This is a genomic window from Nocardioides agri (assembly GCF_013778305.1).
In the GTDB taxonomy this organism is placed as follows: Bacteria; Actinomycetota; Actinomycetes; order Propionibacteriales; family Nocardioidaceae; genus Nocardioides; species Nocardioides agri.
Genome location: NZ_JACEIC010000002.1, coordinates 2,432,099 through 2,455,302, shown reverse-complemented (window position 1 = coordinate 2,455,302; position 23,204 = coordinate 2,432,099). Strand labels below are relative to the sequence as shown.

The window sequence follows — 23,204 nt, the reverse complement described above, 5'->3', positions numbered from 1 at the left end:
TTGATCGTTTCATCGAGAGGAGGGCTCGTGCCCCGGAGCGCTTCGGTCAAGGACGTCGCCGCGGCCGCCGGCGTCTCGCTCGGCACGGTCTCCAACGTGCTCAACCGGCCCGACCGGGTCAGCCCGGAGACCCGCGAGCGGGTGCTCAAGGCGATGGCCGACCTGGGCTTCGTGCGCAACGAGTCGGCCCGCCAGCTGCGCGCCGGGACCAGCCGGACCCTGGCCTACGTGATGCTCGACGCCAGCAACCCCTTCTTCACCGACGTGGCGTCGGGCATCGACGCCGCGGCCGAGACCGCCGACCTGTCGCTGGTGCTCTGCAACAGCCGCAACTCCGCGACCCGGGAGCTCTCCCACCTCGCGCTGCTGGAGCAGCAGCGGGTGCAGGGGATCCTGGTCACCCCGGTCGACCCCGACTCCCCCGCCCTCGACGAGGTCGCCCGGCGCGGCACGCCGGTCGTGGTCGTCGACCGCACCCGCGCCGACCAGTCCTTCTGCTCGGTCGCGGTCGACGACGTGCTCGGCGGCCGCCTGGCCGTCGAGCACCTGATCGACCGCGGGCACACCCGGGTCGCGTACGTCGGCGGCCCGGCGCACCTCGGCCAGGTGCGCGACCGCCACGAGGGGGCCCGCGAGGCGTGGGCCGCCGCCGGCCGGCCGGCCGACGCGCTCGTGGCGATCGAGACCTCGGAGCTCTCCGTGGCCGAGGGCCGCGAGGCCGGTGCTCGGCTGGCCGGCCTCCCGGCCCGGCGGCGCCCGACCGCGGTCTTCTGCGCCAACGACCTCCTCGCGCTCGGCCTGCTCCAGCACGCGATCTCCTCCGGCGTCCGCGTGCCCGGCGAGCTCGCGATCGTCGGCTACGACGACATCGACTTCGCGGCCGCGGCCGCCGTACCCCTCACCTCGGTTCGGCAGCCCCGGCAGCTGCTCGGCCGGACCGCCGCCGAGCTCGTGCTCGACGAGGCCGGCAACCCCGACCACACCCACCGGCAGGTGCTCTTCACCCCCGAGCTGGTGGCGCGGGCGTCGACGCTGGGCTGACGGCTGTTCACCGTCGAGCGACGCGAGCCGGCCCTCACATCCTGTGCACAAGGGCCAGGCGGCGTCACTCGACGCGGAGCGGGGGCCGGCTGATCACTCCTCGTCGGTGATCTGCGGCATCCGGATCGTCTCGGCGTCCGGGGCCAGCGTGGGGTCCAGCCCGGGCGATGTCGGACGACGCCGGCTCGGCCGCGGCCGCAGAGGCGCCGGTCGGGGGCGGTGCGGACGGCCCAGCTGGAGCTGGCGGCGGACCCGCTGCTCGAGGTCGAGCTCGCGCTGCACCCTGCGCACCGTCGCGAGCACGGTCGCCTGCAGCTCGAGGAGGTCCGGGTCGCTGGTGGCCGCGCCGAGCTCCTCGAGGCGGCTGCGGGCCTCGGGCAGCCCGTCCATGGCGTGGCGCAGCTCGGCGAAGTCCGCCGACTTCAGCTCGCTGACCGGCGCCGCCTCGAGCCGCACGAGCTCGCCGAACGCGTCGACCGCCGCAGCCAGCTCACGGAAGGTCTGGACGAGGCCGAGCAGCACGTCGGAGGCGCCCTCCTCCGCCAGCCACGCCGGGTCCCCGGTCGTCGCGTCGGCCAGCCCGCGGTACATCGAGCGGACCGCGAGAGCGGTGTGCTCGAGCGACTCCAGCCCATGCCGGAGCCCGGGGCCGAGGTCGGGCCGGCCCACGGCACGCACGTTGAGCCGCCTGCCCTGCTCGGCGCGCAGCAGGGCCGCGCCCACGCGCGGCACGTCGTGGTGGGTGATGCGCCGGGCGTCGCCGAGCCACGCCTCGGCGGCGGCGCCGACCGGCTCGCCGTCCGCGACCAGCCGCTCGAGCGCGTCGGCCGAGCGGCGCAGGAGACCGGCGACGGCGTCGGCGAGGGACTCGATCTCTCGGCCGGCGTCGGAGGTCGGCACCCGGGGCGGGACGGCCAGGTTGGCGGCGACGCCGACCGCGGCGCCCACGAGCGTCTCGGCGATCCGCTGGCCAGCAGCGGCCTCAGCCCCCAGGGCCCCGACGCCCAGCACGAGCATGGCGCTGATCGGGACCTCGAGCAGGTTGTCCCGCAGCCGCAGCACCTGCCCGAGCGTGATCGAGACGAAGATCAGCAGGCCCAGGCTCCACCACTCCAGAGGCACCGCGGTGGCGAACACGACCGCCAGCGCCACGCCGGCGACCACCGCGACCACCCGGTCCAGGCCGCTGCTCAGCAGGGACACGGGCGTGACCTGGACGACCAGCATGGCGGTCAGCGGTGCCAGCAGCGGCTCGGTGCCGGGGAAGATCAGCACCGCGACGACGTAGCTCGTCACCGCCGCGACGGTGATGCGCGCCGACCACGCGGCCGCGCTGCGCCACTCCCTGCGCAGTCGCCGGGCCTCACGTCCCAGTCGTCGTCGCCAGCGGTCGAGCATCCTTCGATCATGACCCACGCCGGGTAGCCCTGGGCCTCTCCGGGTACGGCCCGATCATGAGGAAGAGCCTGGTTGCCGCCATCCCGGCTGCCGCCCTCGGCGCGGTGGCCGCCCACGACCTGGCGCAGAAGCGCCACGCGATCCTGCGGAACTTCCCCGTCGTCGGCCACGCCCGCTTCTGGCTCGAGCGGATCGGGCCCGAGCTGCGGCAGTACATCGTGGCGGGCAACGACGAGGAGCGCCCGTTCAGCCGTGACCAGCGGCGCTGGGTCTACGCGTCGGCGAAGCTGCAGAACAACTACTTCGGGTTCGGCACCGACAACGACCTCGAGCACAGCGACGGCAACGTGATCGTCCACCACCGCACGTTCGGTCGCGCCTACCCGACGCACGGCGCCGTCGGCCAGGAGGCGCGGCTGCCCGGGGCGAAGGTGCTGGGCGGGCCGCGCGGCCGCCGGCACGCGTTCCGGCCGGAGTCGGTCGTGAACATCTCAGGGATGAGCTTCGGGTCGCTCTCGGGCAACGCGATCGAGGCGATCAACCGCGGCGCGGCGGCCGCCGGGTGCCTGCACAACACCGGCGAGGGCGCGATCTCGCCGTACCACCGCCAGGGCGCGGACCTGGTCTTCCAGATCGGTACGGCGTACTTCGGCTGCCGCGACGACGACGGCCGGTTCAGCCTCCCCCGGCTCAAGGACCTCGTCGCGGAAGCGCCGGTCAGGGCGCTCGAGATCAAGCTCAGCCAGGGCGCGAAGCCCGGCCTCGGCGGCGTCCTGCCCGGACCGAAGGTGTCCCGCGAGATCGCCGAGACCCGCGGGGTGCCCGAGGGCGTCGACTGCCTGAGCCCGTCGCGGCACGCCGAGTTCGACGACGTCGACTCCCTGCTCGACTTCGTCGAGCTGCTGGCCGACGAGACCGGGCTGCCGGTCGGCATCAAGTCAGCCGTCGGCGACCTCGGGTTCTGGGAGGACCTGGCGGAGGCGATGGCGCGCGGCGACCGGGGTGTCGACTTCGTGACGATCGACGGGGGCGAGGGCGGCACCGGCGCGTCGCCGCTGATCTTCACCGACGCGGTGTCGCTGCCGTTCCGGCTCGGCTTCGCCCGCGCGTACGCCGAGTTCGCGCGGCGCGGCCTGCACGAGGACGTCACGTTCATCGGCTCGGGCAAGCTCGGGCTGCCCGACAACGCGGTCGTCGCCTTCGCGCTCGGCGCGGACCTCGTCAACGTCGCCCGCGAGGCGATGCTGGCCGTCGGCTGCGTCCAGGCGCAGCAGTGCCACACGGGCGAGTGCCCGACCGGCGTCGCGACCCAGAACCCCTGGCTCGCGCACGGCCTCGACCCGGTGCTGAAGGGCGAGCGGGTCGCCAACTACGTCAAGACGCTGCGCCGCGACCTGCTCAAGGTCTCCGAGACCTGCGGGGTCGAGCACCCCGCCCTCATCGGACCGGACAGCGTCGAGGTGCTCGACAACCTGGCCGACGGGCGGCTGCTCCACGAGATCTACGGCTACGAGCCGGGCTGGGGCTACCCGTCCGAGGCCGACCGCGCGGAGATCGCGGCGATCATGGCCGCCACCGACGAGGAGGAGACCCGCACCGAGGGCCCGCCGGAGACGGCCGAGGAGGGCGAGCCCGGCGACCAGCACGCCGGCGAGGGCGGCACCGAGTCGGTCGACGTGTGAGGTCTCGGCGGGCGGCTGGCTGGCGGGGCGCGCGGTTTCATCAAGGGATGAGGGCGAGCCCGCGCTTCCCTGGGCGAACTCGGCGGGGGAAGCGCTGGTTCGACCACATCCCTTGATGAAACTGCGGCGGCGGCGGGCCTCACAGCTCCGCGAGCGTGTCCTCGACCCAGTCCGCGACGTACGCGTTGATGTGCGGCATGTGGTCGAGGCCCACGTGCTCGGCCGCGCCCTCCTCGACGGTGAAGATCCGCAGCTCCCGCTTCGGGCTGTTGACCGCCTGGTCGTAGGACTGGTGCGCGTAGTCGACCGAGATCTGCCGGTCGTTGGCGCCGTGCGCGATGAGGAACGGCACGGTGATCTTGTCGACGACGCCGTCGAGGTTGACGCCCTCGGCGTACTCGATGAACTTCTCGACGTCGTCGAAGCCCCAGACCCAGAGCACGTGCTCCCAGTAGTGCGGCACCGGGTTCTCGCCCTCGCGCTGGAGCCGCTTGCGCTGCACCTCGCCCCAGTTGTGGTTGGCGCCCCAGACCGCGACGAACCTCAGTCGCTTCTCGAACGCCGCGGCGCGCGGCACGTAGTAGCCGCCGAGCGACCAGCCGACCAGGCCGATCCGGTCGCTGTCGACGTCGGAGCGGGTGTCGAGCCAGTCGACCTGCGCCTTCGCCCAGTCCTCGGACTCGATGCGCGACTTCAGGTCCTGGAAGCGCAGCGCCTCACCGGAGCCGGGGTTGTCGATCATCAGCACCGAGACGCCGCGCGCGCGCATCTCCTGCGCCCAGCCCGACGTGTACATGTGCTCCTTCGTGGAGTCGAGGCCGTTCCACATGATCACGGTCGGGACGGGCTCGCCGTCCCTGCTGGCGTTGGAGAAGTACGCCGGGAGCGTGGTGCCCTCGAACGGGATCTCGACGCGCGAGGTGGCCGGGTCGGCGATCTCGAAGACCTTGGCGAACGCGTCCAGCGCCTGCTGGTAGAACTCCCGCCGGCCGGGGTCGGTGTTGCTCAGCATCCGCTCGGCCTGGCAGATGTAGAGGCCGGAGCGGTACCACTGCTGGCCCGCAGTGCGCAGGTGGCCGGCGGCCTCGGACTCGCGCGCCTGGGCGGCGACCTGGTCGGCGACCGCCTTCCACGACTGCATGAAGACCCTGCTGCCCGAGTCGACGTCGGCCGCCTCGCGCGCCGGGCGGCAGGCCCGGTCCACCTCGTCGATCGCGCCGCCGTTGTTGAGCGTCGCGCACACGCCGAGGTTCCAGACGTACTTGGGGCCGGTGAAGTACTCGAACATGCCGCCACTGTGCCGCTCGTCACCGCGACCCGGAACCCGCCTCTCGTGATGGAAGGTATAGGCACCGGCGCGTTCCACTCCGGGCCGATGCCGCCTTTGCTGGTCCCATGACCGACCTCACCTTCCCCGCCGGCTTCCTGTGGGGCGCCGCCGGCGCCGGCCACCAGATCGAGGGCGACAACGCCACCAGCGACACCTGGTTCGCCGAGCAGATGACGCCGTCGGTCTTCCAGGAGCCGTCCGGGAAGGCGTGCGACAGCTGGAACCGGTGGCGCGAGGACATCGGCCTGGTGGTCGCGATGGGCCTGACGGCGTACCGCTTCTCGGTCGAGTGGGCGCGGGTCGAGCCCGAGGAGGGCGTCTGGTCGGAGGAGGCGCTCGACCGCTACGAGGCGATGGTCGACGAGTGCGTCGCGCAGGGCCTGGCCCCGGTCGTGACGTTCAGCCACTTCACCGCGCCGCACTGGTTCGCCAAGCGCGGCAGCTGGCTCTCACCCGACGCCCCGGCCCACTTCGCCCGCTACTGCGACAGGCTCATGGAGCGCTTCGGCGACCGGATCGCGTACGCCGTGACGCTCAACGAGCCCAACCTGCCGCACGTCCTCTCCTGGCTCGACCTCCCCGACTTCGTGCGCGCGGTGGAGCGCGCGACCCTCGACGCGGCGAGCGCCGCGGCCGAGGTGCCGGCGTACCGGCTCGCGAACGTGGTGCTGCCCGAGGAGCTCGACGCGATGGAGGACGGCCTGGAGGCGGGGCACCGCGCCGGCAAGGCGGCCATCAAGGCGCGGCGGCCGGAGCTGCCGGTCGGGCTCTCGCTGGCGATCATGGACGACGTGGTCGACGGCGACGACGCCTCCGTCCGCGACCGCAAGCGCGCCGAGTGCTACGGCCGCTGGCTGGAGCTGGTCCGCGACGACGACTTCCTCGGCGTGCAGAACTACGAGCGGGTGCCGTACGACGGTCGCGGCGTCGTCCGGCCGGCGGACGGCGTGCCCGTCAACCAGATGGGCACCGCGATCGAGCCGCTGTCGCTGGCCGGGGCCGTCCGCTACGCGCACTCGGTCGCCGGCGTGCCGGTGCTCGTGACCGAGCACGGCATGTCGACCGCCGACGACGCCCTGCGCGCGGCGTTCCTCGAGCCCTCCCTCGCCGGCCTGGCCGGCGTCATGGACGAGGGCGTGCCGGTGCTGGGCTACATCCACTGGACGCTGCTCGACAACTTCGAGTGGGTCTTCGGCTACCAGCACCAGCTCGGTCTGCACGAGGTCGACCGGGAGACGTTCGCGCGCACCCCGAAGCCGAGCGCGGGCGTCTACGCCGACCTGGTGAAGTCGTTCAGGTCGGCCTGACGATCTGCTGCAGCGCCCACCGGTTGCCGTCCGGGTCCTGGAAGTAGACGAACCGGCCGAAGGGCTGGTCGTCGACGCCCTCGCAGGCGACGCCCCGGCCCTGCAGCTCGGCGAGGGCTGCGTCCGCGTCCTCGACGACCACCTGGATGTACTGCGAGGACCCGGCCGCCATCATCTCGAGCCCGACGCCGAAGCAGATCGAGCAGGCGGAGCCCGGTGGCGTCACCTGCACGAACCGCAGCTCGGGGGAGATCTTGTGGTCGTGGTCGACGGACCAGCCGAGGGTGGTGCCGTAGAACTCGATGGAGCGGTCGGCGTCCTGCACGGCCAGCGGGATGAGCTCGATCCTGTAGTCCATGGGGCCACGCTACGAGCCCCTCAGGTCACCCGCTGACCGCAATCAGCCCGGTTCGCCGAGCAGTCCGCCGACGACGTCGGCGAGCTCGGTCACCTGCCGGCGACCGTCCAGGACCAGCGTGGCGGTTGCGCGCATCAGCGGCTCGACCTCCGCGACCTCGCGGGCGATCCGGCGCTGCTGCTCGGGCGTGCGGCCCCACGGGTTGTCGGCCCGCGCGGAGACCCGGTCGAGCAGGACGTCGAGGGGCACGGTGAGGAGCACCACGTGGTCGAACCGGTCGTAGAAGCGGCCCTGGTTGTCGACCGCGCCGGAGACGACCACCGTCGATGCCTCCTCGAGGAGTCGCGACATGCGCGGCTCGTCCCACCGGCCGTCCGGGAGGGTCCACGCGTCGTGGTCGGTGTCGATCGTGCGGTAGCCGCGGCCGGCCAGCTCGGCCAGCAGCGTCGACTTCCCCGCACCTGACATGCCCGTCACCAGCAGCCGCGCCACGAGGCGACGCTAGCCGAGCCGTCCGGCGCGACGCTGTCCGCCGGCCGGGTTGCCGTCGAGTGACGCGAACCTGCCCCTCTGGCCGCCCGTTCGGGGCGGGTTCACGTCACTCGACGGCAGTGGGGCGGGTCGCATCGGCGATCCGCTTGTGCGAGACGTGCGCGGTGAGGCCGCCGTCGATGACCAGCTCGGCGCCGTTGTAGTACGCCGAGTCGTCGGAGACGAGGAAGACGACGGTCGGGGCGATGTCGGCGACCTCGCCCATCCGCCCGAGCGGCACCTCCGCGACCGCCGCGTCGAAGAACGCGGCCGGCGCCGACTCCATGAGGGGCGTGTCGACGAGGCCGGGCATCACGGCGTTCACCCGGATGCCGCGGGTCGAGCCGAGCTCGAGGGCGGCCGAGCGGGTGAGGCCGCGCAGCGCCCACTTCGAGGCGGTGTACGCCGCGGCCGCGTGGCCGGACACGGCGGCGACCGAGCAGATGTTGACGATCGACGAGCCGGGCGGCATCAGCGGCACCAGCGCCTGGATGCCGAGCATCGGCCCGGTGACGTTGATGTCGAAGGTCCGCTGCCACGCATCGAGCGACACGCGGGGCAGCCGTTCGCGGGCCGCGACGCCGGCGTTGTTGACCAGGCCGTGGACGGCGCCGTGCTCGCCCTCGATCCAGGACGCGAGCTCCCCCCACTCCTCCGGCGAGGTGACGTCGAGGCGGCGGCCGTCGAACGGAAGCACGTCGGTCGCCACCACCGTCGCGCCCGCTGCCCGCAGCGCCGCGACCTCGGCCGCACCCTGACCGCGGGCCGCGCCGGTGACGACGACGACCTTGCCGTGGAGGTCCACGTCAGACCGGCGGAGCCACGAACACCCCGCGGTCGGGGTCGTTGAAGGAGTCGCGGGCGATGATCTCCGACATCGGGTCGGCGGTGCCCCAGACGTCCTGGGTCATCGGGTCGGCGATGTCGTAGACCGACGGGTGCCACTGGTCGGTCTCGATCTTCTCGAGCTCGGTCGTGTACTCCATCGTGTTGCCGGAGGGGTCGAGGAAGTAGGTGAACGTGTTGTTGCCGGCGTTGTGGCGGCCCGGGCCCCAGATCTTCTTGATGCCCGCGCGCATGACGCGGCCGGTGCCGCGCATGTACTCGTCGAGGCCGCGCATCTCGAACGACACGTGGTGCACGGAGGTGTGCGGGCCCTTCGCGATCGCCAGGCTGTGGTGCCAGTCGTTGCACCGCATGAAGTGCATCATCTCGCCCATGTGCTCGCTCCAGAGCGTGTCCGACAGCTTGAAGCCGAGGACGTTCGCGTAGAAGTCGCGCGTCTTGTTGGGGTCGTTGCTGTTCATCACCGCGTGCGAGATGCGGACCGGGATCGCCTCACCCTCCTCGATCGCGCGGTGCTGCCGGGTCTCGACGTCGGTCGAGATCTCGATCGTGCGGCCGTCGATGTCGAAGAACCGGAAGCCGTAGCCACCGCCGGCCGTCTGCAGCTTGTCGGGCTCCCCGACCAGCTGCACGCCCTGCGAGCCCAGCCTGGCCGCGAGCGCGTCGACCGTCTCGACGCTCTCGGACCCGAACGAGATCAGGTCGAGCCGCTTCTCCTCGCCCTGGCGCAGGCGGATGACGTACTGCTCCGGAGAGCCCTCGGCGGCGAGGTAGGACAGGCCACCGTCGGTGCCGACCTCGGTCAGCCCCCAGGTGTCCTTGTAGAAGCTGCGCTGGGTCTCGTAGTCGGTGACCGCGAGGTCGACGTGGCGCAGGTGGGTGATCCCGTGCTCGTTGAGGTGGCTCATGAGTTCTCTCCCTGGTTGTTCGGGGTGGTCCTGTCCAGCAGCTCGATCAAGTTGCCCTCGGGGTCGGCCACGTAGGCCATCCGCACGCCGGGCTCGGGCGAGGGCCGCGGCGACATCCGGTCGGTCGCGCCGGCGGCGAGCAGGGCGGCGTACGCCGCGTCGACGTCGGGCACGTCGAGCGCGACGTGGCCGAAGCCGCGCGTGAGCGCGGCCTCGACGGGATCGGCGGCCTGCAGGCCGGCGGCGCTGCCGGGCCGGCACAGGAGCTCGAGCCGCCAGCCGTGCCGCGACCGGAGCATGGCGCCGCGGAGGTCGACGTGGTCGAGGGCGAACTCGAGCTCGACGTCGAGCGCGAGCGTCGTGCCGTACCAGTCCGTCATCGCCGCGAGGTCGGCGACGGTGAGGCCCACGTGGTCCAGCCTCACGCGACCACCACCGTGCGCACGTTGGTGAACTCGCGGACGCCCTCGGCCGAGAGCTCGCGGCCGTAGCCGCTGCGGCCGATGCCGCCGAAGGGCAGTCGCGGGTCGGAGGCGACCATCGCGTTGACGAAGAGTGCGCCCGAGCGGATCCGGCGGCCGACGGCGAGCGCGTGCTCGGGCGACCCCCAGACCGAGGCGCCGAGCCCGAACGTCGTGGCGTTGGCGAGCTCGACGGCGTGGTCGTCGTCGCGGGCGCGGGTGATCGTGGCGACGGGGCCGAACGTCTCCTCGTCGAAGGCGGTCATCCCGGGCTCGACGTCGACGAGCAGCGTCGGCTCGACGTACCAGCCGGGGCCGTCGATCGCGCGGCCGCCCACGACGAGGCGGGCGCCCTGCGCGACCGTCTCGGCGACCTGGCGGAGGATGCCGTCGCGCAGGTCCTCCCGCGCCATCGGCGCGACCTCGAGCAGCGACATGTGGTCGACGAACCGCTCGAGGAACGCGTCCGCGACGTCCTCGTGCACCACGAAGCGCTTGGCGCACACGCAGCTCTGCCCGGTGTTGGTGAAGCGCGCCCGCACGGCGGTCGCGGCGGCCGCCTCCACGTCGGCGTCGGCGAGGACGACGAAGGGGTCCGAGCCGCCGAGCTCCAGCACGGTCTTCTTGATCGCGGCGCCGGCGAGCGCGGCGACGGACGAGCCGGCCCGCTCGCTGCCGGTCAGCGTCACGGCGGCCACCCGCGGGTCCTCGACCACGCGCTTCGAGACCGCCGGCACGTCCTCGGCGGCGACGACCAGCGACCGGAAGAGGCCGGCCGGCGCGCCCGCGTCGGCGACGAGGTGCTCGATCGCGAGGGCGCAGCCGGTGACGTCGGGGCTGTGCTTGAGCAGTGCGGCGTTGCCCGCGGCGAGCGCGGCCGAGGCGAAGCGGAGCACCTGCCAGAACGGGAAGTTCCACGGCATCACGGCGAAGACCACGCCGAGAGGCTCGTAGGAGAGCCACGACCGCGACGCCGCGGAGGCGACCTCGTGGTCGGCCAGCCAGCCCGGGGCGAGGTCGGCGACGACCTCACAGCTCCACGCGCACTTGTCGACCTCGGCGAGCGCCTCGGCGAGCGGCTTGCCCATCTCGCCGGTGATCAGCGCGGCGTACTCCTCGCGCCGCTCGGTGAGCAGCTTGCCGACGCCGCGCAGCAGCTGCAGGCGCTGGTCGAGCGGCGTCTCGCGCCACAGCAGCGACGCCGCGTGCGTGTCGGCGAGCGCCTGCTCCACGCCGGCGTCGTCGTGCGCGGCGTACGTCGCCAGCACCTCGCCGGTCGCGGGGTCGCGCGTCACGACGCTGCTCACGCCGAGGCCTCCAGCCGGGTACGGCGACGGGCCGGTGCCACCGGGGCCACGGACTCCTCGGGCGGAGCCACGCGGTTGCGGATCGTGCCGAGCCGCTCGATCGTCATCTCGACGACGTCACCCACCTGGAGCGGCGGCGGGACGAGCGACCCGTTGCGCCCCCACGACTCGGCGAGCGAGCCGGTCGAGCAGGTGCCGGAGGCCAGCACCTCGCCGGCCTTGACCCACGACGCACGCGACGCGTGCGACACGAGCTGCTCGAAGGACCAGCCCATGTGGCCGGAGCGGTCGCCGCCGATCGGCTGCTCGTTGACCCGGACCGTCATCTCCAGGTCGAGGAACCCCTCCGCGTCGCGGCAGTCGTCGAGCTCGTCGGCGGTCACGACCCACGGGCCGATCGTGGTGGCGAAGTCCTTGCCCTTCGACGGCCCGAGCTTGAGCGACATCTCCTTGCCCTGCACGTCCCGCGCCGACCAGTCGTTCATGACGCAGTAGCCGCCGATCGCGTCGCGCGCCTCCTCGGGAGTCACGTCGCGGACGTCCCGGCACACGATCGCGGCGACCTCGAGCTCGAAGTCGAGACGCTCGGTGTCGGGTGGCATCGGCACGTCGTCGTAGGGCCCGGTGACCGCGTGCGGCGCCATGAACAGGAAGACCGGGGCGTCGTACCACGCGGCCGGTGGTCCCGGGTTGCCGTGGCCGCGTTCCATGCCGTCGACGTGGGCCTCGAAGGTGAGGAAGTCGCGCATCGCGACCGGGTAGACCGGCGGCAGCAGCACGATCTCGTCCAGCGGCAGCCCGTCGCCGGCGGCAGCGACGTCGGCCTGGGAGTCCCGCCACTCGGGCGACCCGGCGAGCAGCCCGACCAGGTCGAAGCCCGGGTCGAACGGGTGCACACGGACGTGCTCACCCTGTCCGAGCACCAGCCCGACCTGGCGGACGTGCGGCTCGTCGCCGTGCCGACGGAAGGTGGCGAGACGCACGGTCAGCCGCCGATCGTCTCGTAGAAGGCGCGCTCGCGGTTGGCGAGCACCGGGATCGCCTGCTCGAGCGCGAACTCCTTGAAGTGCGGCGACGCCCAGTGCGCGTCCGCCGCGGCCTGGTCGTCGTAGACCTCGAAGAGGCGGAAGACCAGCGGCTCGGCCGGGTCCTGGAACGCCTGGTAGTACTGGTTGCCCGGCTCCTCCCGCGAGAGCGGACCGAGCTTCTGGATCGCGTCGAGCACGACGCCCTCCTGCCCGGGCTGGGCGGTCCAGACGGCGCTGACGACGTAGGCCATGGGGTTCTCCTGTGCGTGCGTGTTGGCAGGGCTGGTCCACTGCCGGCGCACTCACGCTAGGTGTGCGGCGGAAGCCCGCGGAAAGCGTTGGCGGCTATGGCTGGCATCACGCCGATCGGGGTTCCGGGTTCTCGGCGACGGGGTTTTCCTGTGACCGACCACACAGGCGACCGCCGGTCGCCGTCGAGGACCAGGAGATCCCATGACGTCCCGTTCACACACGTTGGGCAAGGGGCGGCGCGCCGCCCTCGCCGCCCTGGCCGTCAGCAGCTTCGTCGTGCTCGCCGCCTGCGGCAGCGACCCGAAGCCCGCCGCCGGCAGCAGCGACACCGACTCGGGTTCGGACGAGACCAAGACCCTTGTCTTCTCGCCCCTGGCGCTGAAGATCCCCGCCATGCAGCAGCTCTCCGAGGGCGTGAAGCACTACGCCGAGGAGCAGGGCTACGACGTGATCGTGCAGGACCCGAACCTCGACCCCCAGAAGCAGGTCACCGACCTGCAGACGGCGATCGAGAGCGGCAAGGCGGACGCGGTCTGGGCGATCATGGTCGCGCCGGACGCCGCCAAGGCGCTGCTGCCCGCCGCCCAGGCGAAGGGCGTCCCCATGGTCGTCAACGGCACGCCCGAGGCGTACGGCATGGACGGCATGCAGCCCGGGATCTCCTTCGCCACCATCGACTACAAGGCCCAGGGCGAGGCCGCCGGCACCGAGCTCGGCAACTGCATCAACGAGCGGTACGACGGCAAGGCGAAGGTCCTCTTCGCCGAGTCCACCGCCGGCACCGCCGGCAAGGAGGAGTACGAGGGCGCGGTCAAGGAGACCCTGGCCGCGACCGCCCCCGACGCCGAGATCGTCACGACGATCACGGTGACCGACCGCCAGGCCGCACAGACCGACGTCGGCAACGCCCTGCAGGGCAACCCCGACATCACGGCGGTCTTCGCCCAGAACGACGAGGGCGCACTCGGCACGGTCGGCGCGTTCAAGGCGGCGGGCAAGGACGTCCCCTGCATCACCGAGACCGGCGGCAACGAGGAGACCCTCGCCGCCGTCGAGAGCGGCGACCTCTACGCCGTCGTGGCGCTGCAGTTCGCCGACGACATGACGCAGAACGTCGACAAGCTCACCGAGATGCTCGACGACCCCGACGCCGAGGGCGTCCAGCTCGTGACGCCGCAGAAGGTCGTCAAGGCCGAGAGTTGAGCACGATGACCAACACTGAGGCCGCCGTGGCCGGGGCGAACAGCCCCGGCCCGGCGCCGGCCCCCGCCCCCTCCGGCCAGGACATGCCGCGTGCGATCTCGGTCCTGGTGTTCCTGCGCGACCGCGGCATCTTCGTCCTCTGGGGACTGCTGATCGCGGTGTTCGCGTTCTGGTGCTCGCCGTACTTCTTCAAGGTCGACAACGCGCTGCTCATCGCCAACGCCGCCGCCCTCACCGCGCTCTTCGCCGCGGGCGTGGGCATCGGGATCATGACCGGCGTCCTGGACCTCTCCCTGCCGGGCACCGCCGCCGTGGCGAGCTGCGTCTGCGGCTGGCTGCTGACCCACGGTCACGCCACCTGGCTCGGTCTCGCCGCCGGCCTCGCGGCGGGCGTCGTCGTCGGGCTGGTCAACGGCCTGATCACGATCCGCGGCTTCAACCCGATCATCGTCACGATCGGCACGCTCTCGGTGCTCTCCGGGCTCGCGGCGGTCATCGCCGGGGGCTACACCTTCCCGGGGCTCAACCAGCTCGAGTTCATGGGCACCCACCGCTACCTCGCGGTCGGCGACAGCTTCTCCGGCATCCCGGCGCCGGTCTTCATCGTGGCCGCGGTGTTCGTCGTCGGCACGGTGTTCCTGACCCGCACCCGCGACGGCATCCGGCTGATGGCGGTCGGCGGCAACGCCGAGGCGGTACGCCGCGCCGGCATCCACGCCGACCGCTACAAGGTGCTCGGCTTCGTGCTCTCCGGGCTGCTGGCCTCGCTCGGCGGCCTGGTGAGCACCGCGGTCGTGACCGAGGCGAACCCCAACGCGAGCCCGCAGATCATCTTCAACGCCCTCACCGCCGTGGCCCTGGCCGGCGTCGCCCTCACCGGCGGCCGCGGCAGCCTGCCGCGGGTCCTGGTGGGCGCCCTGATCCTCGCGACCATCAGCAACGGCCTGACGATCCGCGGCATCCAGCCCTACTGGGCCACGGTCTGCACCGGCGCGCTGCTGCTCGGCTCGCTGCTGCTCGAGCGGGTGCTCCAGACGGCGGTCTCCGAGCGCCTGATGGCCGCGAACCTGTCCGTCCACGAGAAGAAGGTCTGACATGAGCACCCCTGCCCTGGAGCTGACCGGCATCGAGATGCACTACGGATTCGTCCGTGCCCTCGACGGCATCGACATCCACGTCCAGCCGGGCGAGGTGGTCGGCCTGCTCGGCGACAACGGCGCCGGCAAGTCGACGCTGCTCAAGGTGATGTCGGGCGCGCACCGCCCCTCGCAGGGCACCATCCGGGTGCGCGGCGAGGAGCAGTCCTTCCACGCGCCGAGCGACGCCGCCGACGCCGGCATCCAGATGGTCTACCAGGACCTGTCCCTGGTCGAGCCGCAGGACATCGCGACCAACCTCAACCTCGGCCAGGAGACCCTGCGCAGGGGCCCGCTCGGCTGGCTCGGCTTCGTCGATCGCAAGGCCATGCGGCGCAGCTCCGAGAAGGAGCTCGACCGCCTCGGCGTACGTACGGCGCCGATGACCCGACCCGTCGAGATGCTCTCCGGCGGCCAGCGCCAGGTCGTGGCGCTGGCGCGCAGCGCCATCCGGGTCAACGGGGAGTCGCAGGGGATCCTCCTGCTCGACGAGCCGACCGCGGCGCTCGGCTACGAGCAGACCAAGAACGTCGAGAGCCTGATCCGCCGGATGGCCGACCAGGGCATCGCGATCGTGGTGGTCACCCACGACCTGCCGCTGTGCTTCGAGGTCACCGACCGTCTGGTGATCCTCAACCGCGGCAAGAAGGTCGCCGACCTGCCCACCGCCGGAGCCGACCGCGACCACGTCGTCGGCTGGATCACCGGGTCCCGCGCGTCGATGTTCGAGACGGCAGGGGCATGAGCCTGCACCCGTCGTACGTCGAGCGCTTCCCGCTGCTCGACGGGATCGACTCCTTCGAGCAGCTGATGGGCGACCCGGCGCTCGAGGACCGGTTCCACGCGTTCATGCAGTGGCGCGACGCCACGCCTCCACCGGCAGTCGACGCCGAGGACGGCGCGGTGCCCGGCCCGCACGGACCCGTGCCGGCGCGGATCTACACCCCGGCCGGCGGCACCGTGGACCGGCCGTGCCTCGTCTGGATGCACGGCGGCGCGTTCATGGGCGGCGACCTCGACATGCCCGAGGCCGACCGGACCGCACGCGAGGTGTGCGACCGCGCCGGCGCGGTCGTCGTCAGTGTCGACTACCGGCTGGCGGTCGACGGGGTCCACTACCCCGTGCCGCTCGACGACGTCGTGGCCGTGGTGCGGTGGGTGCGCGACGAGGCCGCCGGGCTCGGGGTGGACGCCGCCCGCATCACCGTCGGGGGCGCCAGCGCCGGGGGCAACCTCGCGACCGGTGCCGTGCTGCGCGTGCGCGACGAGGACAGCTGGCTCCCGGCGCTGCTCGCTCCGGCCTACGGCGTCTTCCACCCGGTCCTGCCCCCGGTCCCGGCAGAGGTGGACGCCCTGCTCGCGTCCGTCCCGCCGATGCTCCGCTTCACCGCCGAGGGCACCGCGGGCATCACCGCCAACTACCTGGGGGCGTCACCGGACTCGGCGGACGGCTACGCCATGCCGGCGCTCGCCGACCTCGCCGGACTCTGCCCGGTCCTCATGGTCGACGCCGAGGGCGACGACTTGCGAGGCTCCGAGGAGCCGTTCGCCCGCCAGCTCACCGACGCCGGCGTCCCGCTGCGGCGTCACGTCGTGCCGGGCGTCATGCACGGCTTCCTGAACCTGCCCGCCGACATCGAACCCGTCGGCGGGGCCTTCCAGCTCATCGCCGACGCCGTCGCGGCGCCCGTCCTCATCGCCTAGGAGACCTCATGTCCCACCCCAACCGCGTCCTCGTCGTCGGTGGCGGCGTCACCGGCGGCGTGCTGTCGCTCGCCCTGCACCAGCAGGGTGTCGAGGTCGTGCTCGTCGACCTGCGCGAGTCGCTCGGCGGCGTCGGCCACGGCATCACCCTGCAGGGCAACGCGCTCAAGGCGTTCCGGTCCGTGGGCATCTACGACAAGCTCGCGGAGCGCGGCTTCGCGTTCAGCCACCTCCGGATGCGCACCGCCGACGGCCACGTGATCGCGGAGATCCCCACGCCGCCGATGGGCGGCCCGGACCTGCCGGGCACGATGGGCGCCCTGCGCGGCGACCTGGCCGACGTCCTCGCCGAGGAGGTCGTCGCCGCGGGCGTCGACGTCCGGCTCGGCACCACGATCACCGCGATCGACGACCACGGCGACTCGGTGACCGCCACGCTGTCCGACGGCACCACCGAGACCGTCGACCTGCTCGTCGGCGCCGACGGCATCCGCTCCAAGGTGCGCGAGATGATCGGCATCGAGACGCAGCCGCACCCGGTCGGCATGGGCATCTGGCGCACGATCGCCAAGCGGCCCGCGGAGCTGGACTGCTCCGAGCTCTACTACGGCGGCCCGAAGTACAAGGCCGGCTACACCCCGATCTCCGAGGACCTCTGCTACGCCTTCCTGCTGGAGGAGAACCTCGATCGCTCGATGGTCGGCGAGGGCCCGCGCGGCGCCGAGCTCAAGGAGCGCGGGCAGGGGTACGGCGGCACCTGGGGCGCGATCCGCGACAGCCTGTCCGACGACGCGGTCGTCAACTACCAGTGGATCGAGGCGATCTGCGTCGAGTCGCCCTGGTACCGCGGTCGCTCGATCATCATCGGCGACGCCGCACACGCGTGCCCGCCGCTGATCGCCCAGGGCGCCGCGATGTGCGCGGAGGACGCGGTGATCCTCGCCGAGATGCTCACCAGCGGCGACAAGGTCGAGGACGTGCTGCCGGCGTTCATGGAGCGCCGCTTCCCACGCGTGAAGATGGTGCTCGACAACAGCCTCACGCTCGCCGAGTGGGAGATCCACCCGGAGACCGAGGGCGCCGACCCCGGCCGGATCATGGGCCAGACCCTGCACGCCCTGGTGTCCCCAGCGTGAACACCCCACGGAGCTCTTCTCCTCCGCTTCGCTCCCCCGAACAACACCGCGGGGACCCTGAAGTCCCGGGGTTGATCTCCAGGGGGACGGCGGGGTTCGAGGGGGCGCGGGTCGACCGGATCTTCAACCGGCGGCTCCCCGAGCGGCAGCCGGCCGCGGTCGTGCGGCCCGAGACGGAGGCGGACGTGGTGACCGCCGTCCGGCTCGCGCGCGACCGCGGCTGGCAGGTCGCGGTCCGCTCCGGCGGCCACAGCTGGGCGCAGTGGTCGCTGCGCGACGACGCGCTGGTCATCGACCTCGGCGGCCTGCGGGAGATGGAGTACGACGCGGCGACCGGCATCGTCACCGCGTCGCCGTCGACCCAGGGCGGCGCCGAGCTGGCGCCGTACCTCGCCGAGCGCGGGCGCTTCTTCGTGGGCGGCCACTGCCCGACGGTCGGCATCGGCGGCTTCCTGCTCCAAGGCGGCCAGGGCTGGAACGCCCGCGGCTGGGGCTGGGCGGCGGAGTACGTCGTGGCCGTCGACGTCGTCACGGCGGACGGCGAGCTCGTGCGCGCCGACGCCACCCAGAACACCGATCTCTACTGGGCCGCGCGGGGCGCCGGCCCGGGCTTCCCCGGCGTCGTCACCCGCTTCCACCTGCAGACCCGGCCGCTGCCGGGCCACGTCGCGCACACCGTGCAGGCCTTCGACCTCGCCGACTTCGACGAGGTGATGACCTGGCTGCACGAGACGCACGGGACCGTCGCCGACACCGTCGAGATCGTCGCGCTCACCAGGACCGACCCCCACCTCGCACCGGGGCCGGTCCTGCTGGTGACCGCGCTGGCGATGGTCGACGACCAGCACGAGGCCGACCAGGCGCTCGCGCCGTTCCGCACGAACCCGGCGATCGACCGCGCGATCCTCGTCATCGACAACGAGCCGACCACCCCCGAGGCGGAGCGCGCGCGGCAGCTCGAGGACAACCCCGAGGGACACCGCTGGGCCGTCGACAACGCGTGGCTCTCCGGACCCGCGTCCGAGGTGGTGCCGGCCATGCGGCGCGCGTACACGACGCTGCCCAACGAGAAGGCGTTCACGATCTGGTTCAGCATGGCGCCGCTGCGCGCGCTGCCCGACATGGCGTTCTCGGTGCAGTCGGAGATCTACCTCGCGGCGTACGTGCCTTGGGAGGACCCGGTCGACGACGAGCGCCACCAGGCCTGGCTCGCCTCCGTCATGGCCGACCTCGCACCGGTCACCGTCGGGCAGTACCTCGGCGACAGCGACCTCCGTCGCCGTCCGCACCGCTGCCTCTCCGAGGAGGCCAGCGCGCGGCTGGAGCAGGTGTACGCCGAGCGCGACCCGGAGCGGTTGTTCGTCGGCTACCTGGCCCAGGCCTCAGTCCGCCGACCCCTCGTCGGGTGACCAGGAGGGACCGAGCCGTTCACGGAGCCCGAGCTCATTGGCCCGCTGGAGGGCGTGCTCGCGGTCGCTGACGCCGAGCTTGGCGAAGATGTTGGTGATGTGGTTGCGGATCGTCTTCGGGCTCAGCACCAGCTCGCGCGCGATCTGCGGGTTGGTGCGTCCCTGCGCCATGAGCCGGAGGATCTCCGTCTCCCGCGCACTGAGCCCTTCCAGCCGCGCGGGTTCGCGACTCGTGGCACCGGTCAGCATGCCGGTGAGCCGGTCCGCGAGCTGCGGGCCGACGACGACGCCGCCGTGCGCGGCGGCCCGGATGGCGCCGACGATCTCGTCCTGGTCCGCACCCTTGAGCAGGTAGCCGCGTGCGCCGGCCTCGAGGGCCGCACGCAGGGCCACCTCGTCGTCGTACATGGTGAGCATCACGATCGCGCCTGCATACCCGCGGGCGCGCAGCGTGCGGGTGACCTCGACACCGTTGCCGTCCGGCAGGTTCAGGTCGAGCAGGACCACGTCCGGCTGCTCCCGCGTGATGGCCTCGAGCGCCTCAGCGGCGCTCGCCGCCGTCCCGCACAGACGGATGCTCTCGGCGTCCTCGAGGGTCGCGACGAGGCCGCGCAGGTAGACGGGGTGGTCGTCCACCGCGAGCACGCGCAGCACCGGCAACGGCTCAGTCATCGGTCACGTCCACCGGCAGCGGGAGCCTCGCGGTGACCGTGGTGCCACCCGCGTCGCTGCGGACCTCGACGTGCCCGCCGACCTCGTCGGCGCGGTGGCGCATCGAGGTCAGCCCCGTGCCGCGGGACCGCTGGGTGGCGCCGCCGCGGCCGTCGTCGTCGACCCGCAGCTCCAGCCAGGAGCGCTTCACCCCGAGGCGGACGCGTGCGCTCCGCGCCCCCGAGTGCCGGGTCACGTTGGTGATCGCCTCCGCCCCGATGTGCCACGCAGCGACCTCGACCGCGGCCGGCAGCAGGGGCAACGAGTCGGCGGCGACGTCGATCCGGCAGGTGCCGCGCGTCTCGAAGGAGAGCGCCAGCTCCTCGAGGGCGGCGACCAGCCCGATCTCGTCGAGCAGCGGCGGTCGCAGGCCGTCGACGACGCGGCGTACGTCGTCGACCAGCGCCACCACGTCGACCCGCACGTCGGCCAGGAGCGCCTCGGCCCGCGCCGGGTCGTGCCGGACGGCCCGCTCCGCGGACTCCACGCCGAGGGCGATGCCGGCCAGGGTCGGTCCCACCCCGTCGTGGATGTCGCGGCGCAGCCGGCGACGCTCGTCCTCCACCGACAGGACCAGGCTCTCCCGAGCGCCGCGGAGGTCGTTCGCGAGAGCGGCGGCGTGCAGGACCAGCCCGATCTGGGCGGCCGCAGCCTGGAGGAGTCGCTCGTCGCGCTGGTCCAGGCGCTGGCTCCGGCGGGCGGCCCGCAGCTCACCGAGCGGGGTGCCGGCGTGCCGGATCGGGAACGCGGTCATGCTCCCGGACGGCTCGCCCACGGACACGACGGCCGTGTCCCGACCGTCGTCGTGGAGCACCGCCGCCACGTAGGTCAGCCGGAGGGTGGCGGCCAGGGCGCCGACGAGCGCCTCGAGCGCGTGGTCGTCGTCGACGTCCTCCAGAGCCCGGGACAGCCGCACGGACGCCGTCGCGGGGTCGTGCCGCTGGCCGTACAGGAGCCAGTCGACGAAGCGGTGCAGACGGGTGCTGAGCAGCTCGATGACGAGGACGACCACGACGGCGAGAGCGATGACCTGCTCGTTCGCGCCCGAGTACTCCCGCAGCGGAGGCACCACGAAGTTCGCGATCGCCAGGGCGACGATGGCGAAGAGCAGCGTGTAGACGATCCGGTGCAGGGAGCCCTCGAGTGCCCGCCTGAGCGCGCCGGCGTCGAGACTCACCATGGGCACGAGCGTGCCACCCCGGGACGCGGTGGAGGACCAGGCTCGCTAGACGCTGCCGCGGCGGCGGCCCACCGCCATCACGGCGGCCGCGACCGCCAGGACGACCAGGATGAGCATGGCGATCAGGAATCCGAACCAGCCGAACGCGCTGATGTAGTACCAGGCGCCGCTGGTCTCGTCCGCTCCGGGCGCGGACAGGACGAACAGTCCGGCGGCGACGGCAGCCACGACGGCCAGGACGCGGATCGGGTGCGTGCGAAGCATGACGACCTCCTCGGTGTCAGTGTCCGACACCGTGTCGGACGAACTCCAGCGTCGAGGCCGAGACCGTCCCGGCGCATGGGACCGCAGGTCCCGGTACGGTCCCCTTCCTGCCCGGTCCCGGGTCCCCGAGCGGGAACCGCTCGGCGGCCGTGCAGCGGTCGTTCGCGGTGGTGCGCTGACGGCGCCTCAGGCCGTTCGGAGCGTCCCACCGCCGCACCGAAGCCCCGAACCGGGCCCGCGTGCCCTATCGTGGTGTGTGTTGAAGGGATGGCTGCACCGCATCCTGGCCGCACACCATGTCGCGGCTTGTATCTAGTACCCCTGGTTTTCGGTTCGCTGGACATCAGCACAGGTGGATGGCTTCAGCGGCTCGCGGACACAGTGCCCGCAGCGGAACAAGGGATAAGAAAATGGCTCAGGGAACCGTCAAGTGGTTCAACGCCGACAAGGGTTTCGGCTTCATCGCGCAGGATGGCGGCGGCGAGGACGTGTTCGTCCACTTCTCCGCGATCCAGTCGGGTGGCTTCAAGTCGCTGGACGAGAACCAGAAGGTCGAGTTCGACCTCGCCCAGGGTCCGAAGGGCCCCCAGGCGGAGAACGTTCGCGTCATCTCCTGATCTCACACGTGGGGCCCCGACCGCAGCTGCGGTCGGGGCCCTTCGTCTTGGGGGCGCCCGCGCTCAGGCGCAGTCGCGGCAGAGGTCCGCGGCCGGTGCCGACCGGCGGGACTCGTGCTGGACGAGGAAGCAGGCCACGCACGTGAACTCGTCGGCCTGCTTGGGCGTCACCTCGATGTCGAGGAACTCGTGGGAGAGGTCAGCGCCGGGGAGCTCGTAGGCCTCGGCGGCCTCCGCCTCGTCCTCGTCGACCTTTCCGGACGTCTTGTCCTGGTCTCCCGAAGCCAGACGGCGGGCTTCGAGGCTCTCTTCCTTCTGCTCTTCCTCGGTCTTGCGGGATGCGTCGTAGTCAGTTGCCATGGTGGCCGTTCCTCTCACGGGCCGGAGCGCGAAGGCTAGCCCTCTCCGGCGCCCGGACCTCAATCGCTGGCGACGGGCCGCCGCGCTCGACGGCTCAGCCCGCCGCGCCGGCGAGCTCCCGGCCGACCGCGTCGAGCCGCGAGAACAGCCACCGGTGGGCGGGGTCGGAGAGGCGGTCCTCGGCGAACCAGTAGCCCTCGGGGAGGACGACCTCGCCGAAGGGAGGCTCGACGGCGACGATGGCGCCGCCGTCGCGCAGGTGCATGCGGGCGAGCTTCTCCGGGACCACGGCGACCATGTCGGTGCCCTCGATGACGAAGGGGAGCGGGAGGAACCCGAAGACCTGGAGGGCGATGCGGCGCTCGATCCCGTGGTCGCCGAAGACCCGGTCGACCGGGGTGAGGACGCCCGCCCCGAAGGAGCCGACGGCGTGCGGCAGCTCGGCGAGGTCGGTCATCGTGAGCCGGCCGTCGATCAGGCGCGGGTTGGCGCGGTCGGCGATCACGACCATCCGGTCGCGCCACAGCGGCCGGGACATGCCGGGGAAGCCGAAGCCGAGCGGCGCGATCAGCGCGTCGTTGTCCAGCAGCACCCGGTCCGAGGAGCGCGACTCGGGCCCGAGGTGGCCGATGACCAGGCGTACGCCGGGCGCCTCGGCCTCGACCAGCCGCACCAGCGGCTCGTGCACGACGGCGATCGCGTAGTCGCTCATCGTCAGCCGGAAGGTGCGCGGGCTGGTGGCGGGGTCGAACTCCTCCTCCAGCTGGAGCGCGGAGCCCAGCAGGCGCACGGCGTGCTGCACCTCCGGCAGCAGGTCGCGCGCGAACGGCGTCAGCTCGTAGTCGCGGCCGGCGCGGACGAGGAGCTCGTCGTCGAAGCGGCGTCGCAGCCGCGCGAGCGCCGCGCTCATCGCGGGCTGGCTCAGCTCGAGCCGCTGGCCGGCCCTGGTCACGTTGCCCTCCTCGAGGAGGACCTTCAGCGGGAGCAGCAGGTTGAGGTCGGTGCCGCCGAGCGCCACGGCGTACCTCCTGTCTG

The 23,204-nt window shown here is 72.5% G+C and carries 25 protein-coding genes; 10 read left to right on the top strand and 15 right to left on the bottom strand.

The window, feature by feature from the left end:
- Positions 1 to 27: 27 nt before the first annotated feature.
- On the top strand, positions 28 to 1,041 hold the full coding sequence (locus HZF07_RS16425; protein ID WP_309504797.1) for a LacI family DNA-binding transcriptional regulator: 1,014 nt from the start codon (positions 28 to 30) through the stop codon (positions 1,039 to 1,041).
- 93 nt (positions 1,042 to 1,134) lie between these two features.
- On the opposite strand, the gene HZF07_RS16420 is transcribed toward HZF07_RS16425, so the two are convergent.
- Complete coding sequence (locus HZF07_RS16420) at positions 1,135 to 2,439, bottom strand: FUSC family protein (protein WP_157343089.1); 1,305 nt, start codon at positions 2,437 to 2,439, stop codon at positions 1,135 to 1,137.
- A 56-nt stretch (positions 2,440 to 2,495) separates the two neighbouring features.
- On the opposite strand from HZF07_RS16420, the gene HZF07_RS16415 reads away from it, so the two are divergent.
- Positions 2,496 to 4,121 (top strand): FMN-binding glutamate synthase family protein, encoded by a 1,626-nt coding sequence (locus HZF07_RS16415; RefSeq protein ID WP_157343087.1) that lies wholly within the window; start codon positions 2,496 to 2,498, stop codon positions 4,119 to 4,121.
- 139 nt (positions 4,122 to 4,260) lie between these two features.
- Here the strand turns inward: HZF07_RS16415 and HZF07_RS16410 are convergent, their stop codons facing one another.
- Positions 4,261 to 5,409 carry an alpha/beta hydrolase family protein gene (locus HZF07_RS16410; RefSeq protein ID WP_157343065.1) on the bottom strand — a complete coding sequence of 383 codons (1,149 nt, stop codon included), beginning with the start codon at positions 5,407 to 5,409 and terminating at the stop codon, positions 4,261 to 4,263.
- A 107-nt stretch (positions 5,410 to 5,516) separates the two neighbouring features.
- On the opposite strand from HZF07_RS16410, the gene HZF07_RS16405 reads away from it, so the two are divergent.
- Positions 5,517 to 6,758: a glycoside hydrolase family 1 protein gene (locus tag HZF07_RS16405; RefSeq protein ID WP_157343063.1), complete on the top strand. Its 1,242-nt coding sequence runs from the start codon at positions 5,517 to 5,519 to the stop codon at positions 6,756 to 6,758.
- Here HZF07_RS16405 and HZF07_RS16400 read toward each other — a convergent pair.
- The 8 genes from HZF07_RS16400 to HZF07_RS16365 form a co-directional block, all read right to left on the bottom strand.
- On the bottom strand, positions 6,745 to 7,116 hold the full coding sequence (locus HZF07_RS16400; RefSeq protein ID WP_157343061.1) for a VOC family protein: 372 nt from the start codon (positions 7,114 to 7,116) through the stop codon (positions 6,745 to 6,747). The two genes, HZF07_RS16405 and HZF07_RS16400, sit on opposite strands and share 14 nt — an antisense overlap.
- 42 nt (positions 7,117 to 7,158) lie before the next feature.
- Positions 7,159 to 7,608, bottom strand: coding sequence for an AAA family ATPase (locus HZF07_RS16395; RefSeq protein ID WP_181645280.1), 450 nt, complete (start codon positions 7,606 to 7,608; stop codon positions 7,159 to 7,161).
- Between the two features lie 106 nt (positions 7,609 to 7,714).
- A complete protein-coding gene (locus HZF07_RS16390; RefSeq protein ID WP_181645279.1) occupies positions 7,715 to 8,452 on the bottom strand; it encodes an SDR family NAD(P)-dependent oxidoreductase in 738 nt (245 codons plus the stop codon).
- A gap of 1 nt (position 8,453) precedes the next feature.
- Positions 8,454 to 9,401, bottom strand: coding sequence for a VOC family protein (locus HZF07_RS16385; RefSeq protein WP_157343059.1), 948 nt, complete (start codon positions 9,399 to 9,401; stop codon positions 8,454 to 8,456).
- A complete protein-coding gene (locus HZF07_RS16380; protein WP_309504796.1) occupies positions 9,398 to 9,826 on the bottom strand; it encodes a VOC family protein in 429 nt (142 codons plus the stop codon). The genes HZF07_RS16385 and HZF07_RS16380 overlap by 4 nt, the downstream gene beginning before the upstream one ends.
- The gene (locus HZF07_RS16375) at positions 9,823 to 11,169 is read right to left on the bottom strand and encodes an aldehyde dehydrogenase family protein (RefSeq protein ID WP_181645278.1); all 1,347 of its coding nucleotides are present in this window, start codon (positions 11,167 to 11,169) and stop codon (positions 9,823 to 9,825) included. The genes HZF07_RS16380 and HZF07_RS16375 overlap by 4 nt, the downstream gene beginning before the upstream one ends.
- Positions 11,166 to 12,152 carry a fumarylacetoacetate hydrolase family protein gene (locus HZF07_RS16370; RefSeq protein WP_181645277.1) on the bottom strand — a complete coding sequence of 329 codons (987 nt, stop codon included), beginning with the start codon at positions 12,150 to 12,152 and terminating at the stop codon, positions 11,166 to 11,168. The genes HZF07_RS16375 and HZF07_RS16370 overlap by 4 nt, the downstream gene beginning before the upstream one ends.
- 2 nt (positions 12,153 to 12,154) lie before the next feature.
- On the bottom strand, positions 12,155 to 12,448 hold the full coding sequence (locus HZF07_RS16365; RefSeq protein WP_157343057.1) for a putative quinol monooxygenase: 294 nt from the start codon (positions 12,446 to 12,448) through the stop codon (positions 12,155 to 12,157).
- Between the two features lie 202 nt (positions 12,449 to 12,650).
- Between HZF07_RS16365 and HZF07_RS16360 the strand changes: the two genes are divergently transcribed.
- The 6 genes from HZF07_RS16360 (at position 12,651) to HZF07_RS16335 (ending at position 19,037) form a co-directional block, all read left to right on the top strand.
- Entirely contained in the window at positions 12,651 to 13,652 is a 1,002-nt protein-coding gene (locus tag HZF07_RS16360; protein ID WP_157343055.1) for a sugar ABC transporter substrate-binding protein, read from the top strand.
- Between the two features lie 5 nt (positions 13,653 to 13,657).
- A complete protein-coding gene (locus tag HZF07_RS16355) occupies positions 13,658 to 14,746 on the top strand; it encodes an ABC transporter permease (protein ID WP_157343053.1) in 1,089 nt (362 codons plus the stop codon).
- A 1-nt stretch (position 14,747) separates the two neighbouring features.
- Positions 14,748 to 15,533, top strand: coding sequence for an ATP-binding cassette domain-containing protein (locus HZF07_RS16350; RefSeq protein ID WP_157343051.1), 786 nt, complete (start codon positions 14,748 to 14,750; stop codon positions 15,531 to 15,533).
- The gene (locus HZF07_RS16345; protein WP_157343049.1) at positions 15,530 to 16,492 is read left to right on the top strand and encodes an alpha/beta hydrolase; all 963 of its coding nucleotides are present in this window, start codon (positions 15,530 to 15,532) and stop codon (positions 16,490 to 16,492) included. The genes HZF07_RS16350 and HZF07_RS16345 overlap by 4 nt, the downstream gene beginning before the upstream one ends.
- 8 nt (positions 16,493 to 16,500) lie before the next feature.
- Positions 16,501 to 17,628: an FAD-dependent monooxygenase gene (locus HZF07_RS16340; RefSeq protein WP_157343047.1), complete on the top strand. Its 1,128-nt coding sequence runs from the start codon at positions 16,501 to 16,503 to the stop codon at positions 17,626 to 17,628.
- A 71-nt stretch (positions 17,629 to 17,699) separates the two neighbouring features.
- Entirely contained in the window at positions 17,700 to 19,037 is a 1,338-nt protein-coding gene (locus HZF07_RS16335) for an FAD-binding oxidoreductase (RefSeq protein WP_157343029.1), read from the top strand.
- Here the strand turns inward: HZF07_RS16335 and HZF07_RS16330 are convergent.
- From HZF07_RS16330 to HZF07_RS16320, 3 genes are read right to left on the bottom strand one after another with little or no spacing between them, the layout of a single operon-like run.
- On the bottom strand, positions 19,011 to 19,709 hold the full coding sequence (locus HZF07_RS16330) for a response regulator (RefSeq protein WP_198346410.1): 699 nt from the start codon (positions 19,707 to 19,709) through the stop codon (positions 19,011 to 19,013). The two genes, HZF07_RS16335 and HZF07_RS16330, sit on opposite strands and share 27 nt — an antisense overlap.
- Entirely contained in the window at positions 19,702 to 20,928 is a 1,227-nt protein-coding gene (locus tag HZF07_RS16325) for a GAF domain-containing sensor histidine kinase (RefSeq protein ID WP_157343027.1), read from the bottom strand. Before HZF07_RS16325 ends, HZF07_RS16330 begins: the two co-directional genes overlap by 8 nt.
- 45 nt (positions 20,929 to 20,973) lie before the next feature.
- Positions 20,974 to 21,192 (bottom strand): hypothetical protein, encoded by a 219-nt coding sequence (locus HZF07_RS16320; protein WP_157343025.1) that lies wholly within the window; start codon positions 21,190 to 21,192, stop codon positions 20,974 to 20,976.
- Between the two features lie 410 nt (positions 21,193 to 21,602).
- Between HZF07_RS16320 and HZF07_RS16315 the strand changes: the two genes are divergently transcribed.
- Positions 21,603 to 21,809 carry a cold-shock protein gene (locus HZF07_RS16315; RefSeq protein WP_157343023.1) on the top strand — a complete coding sequence of 69 codons (207 nt, stop codon included), beginning with the start codon at positions 21,603 to 21,605 and terminating at the stop codon, positions 21,807 to 21,809.
- 63 nt (positions 21,810 to 21,872) lie between these two features.
- Here the strand turns inward: HZF07_RS16315 and HZF07_RS16310 are convergent, their stop codons facing one another.
- Positions 21,873 to 22,169, bottom strand: coding sequence for a DUF4193 family protein (locus HZF07_RS16310; RefSeq protein ID WP_157343021.1), 297 nt, complete (start codon positions 22,167 to 22,169; stop codon positions 21,873 to 21,875).
- Between the two features lie 94 nt (positions 22,170 to 22,263).
- Positions 22,264 to 23,187 carry a LysR family transcriptional regulator gene (locus HZF07_RS16305; RefSeq protein WP_181645276.1) on the bottom strand — a complete coding sequence of 308 codons (924 nt, stop codon included), beginning with the start codon at positions 23,185 to 23,187 and terminating at the stop codon, positions 22,264 to 22,266.
- Between the last annotated feature and the right edge of the window lie 17 nt (positions 23,188 to 23,204).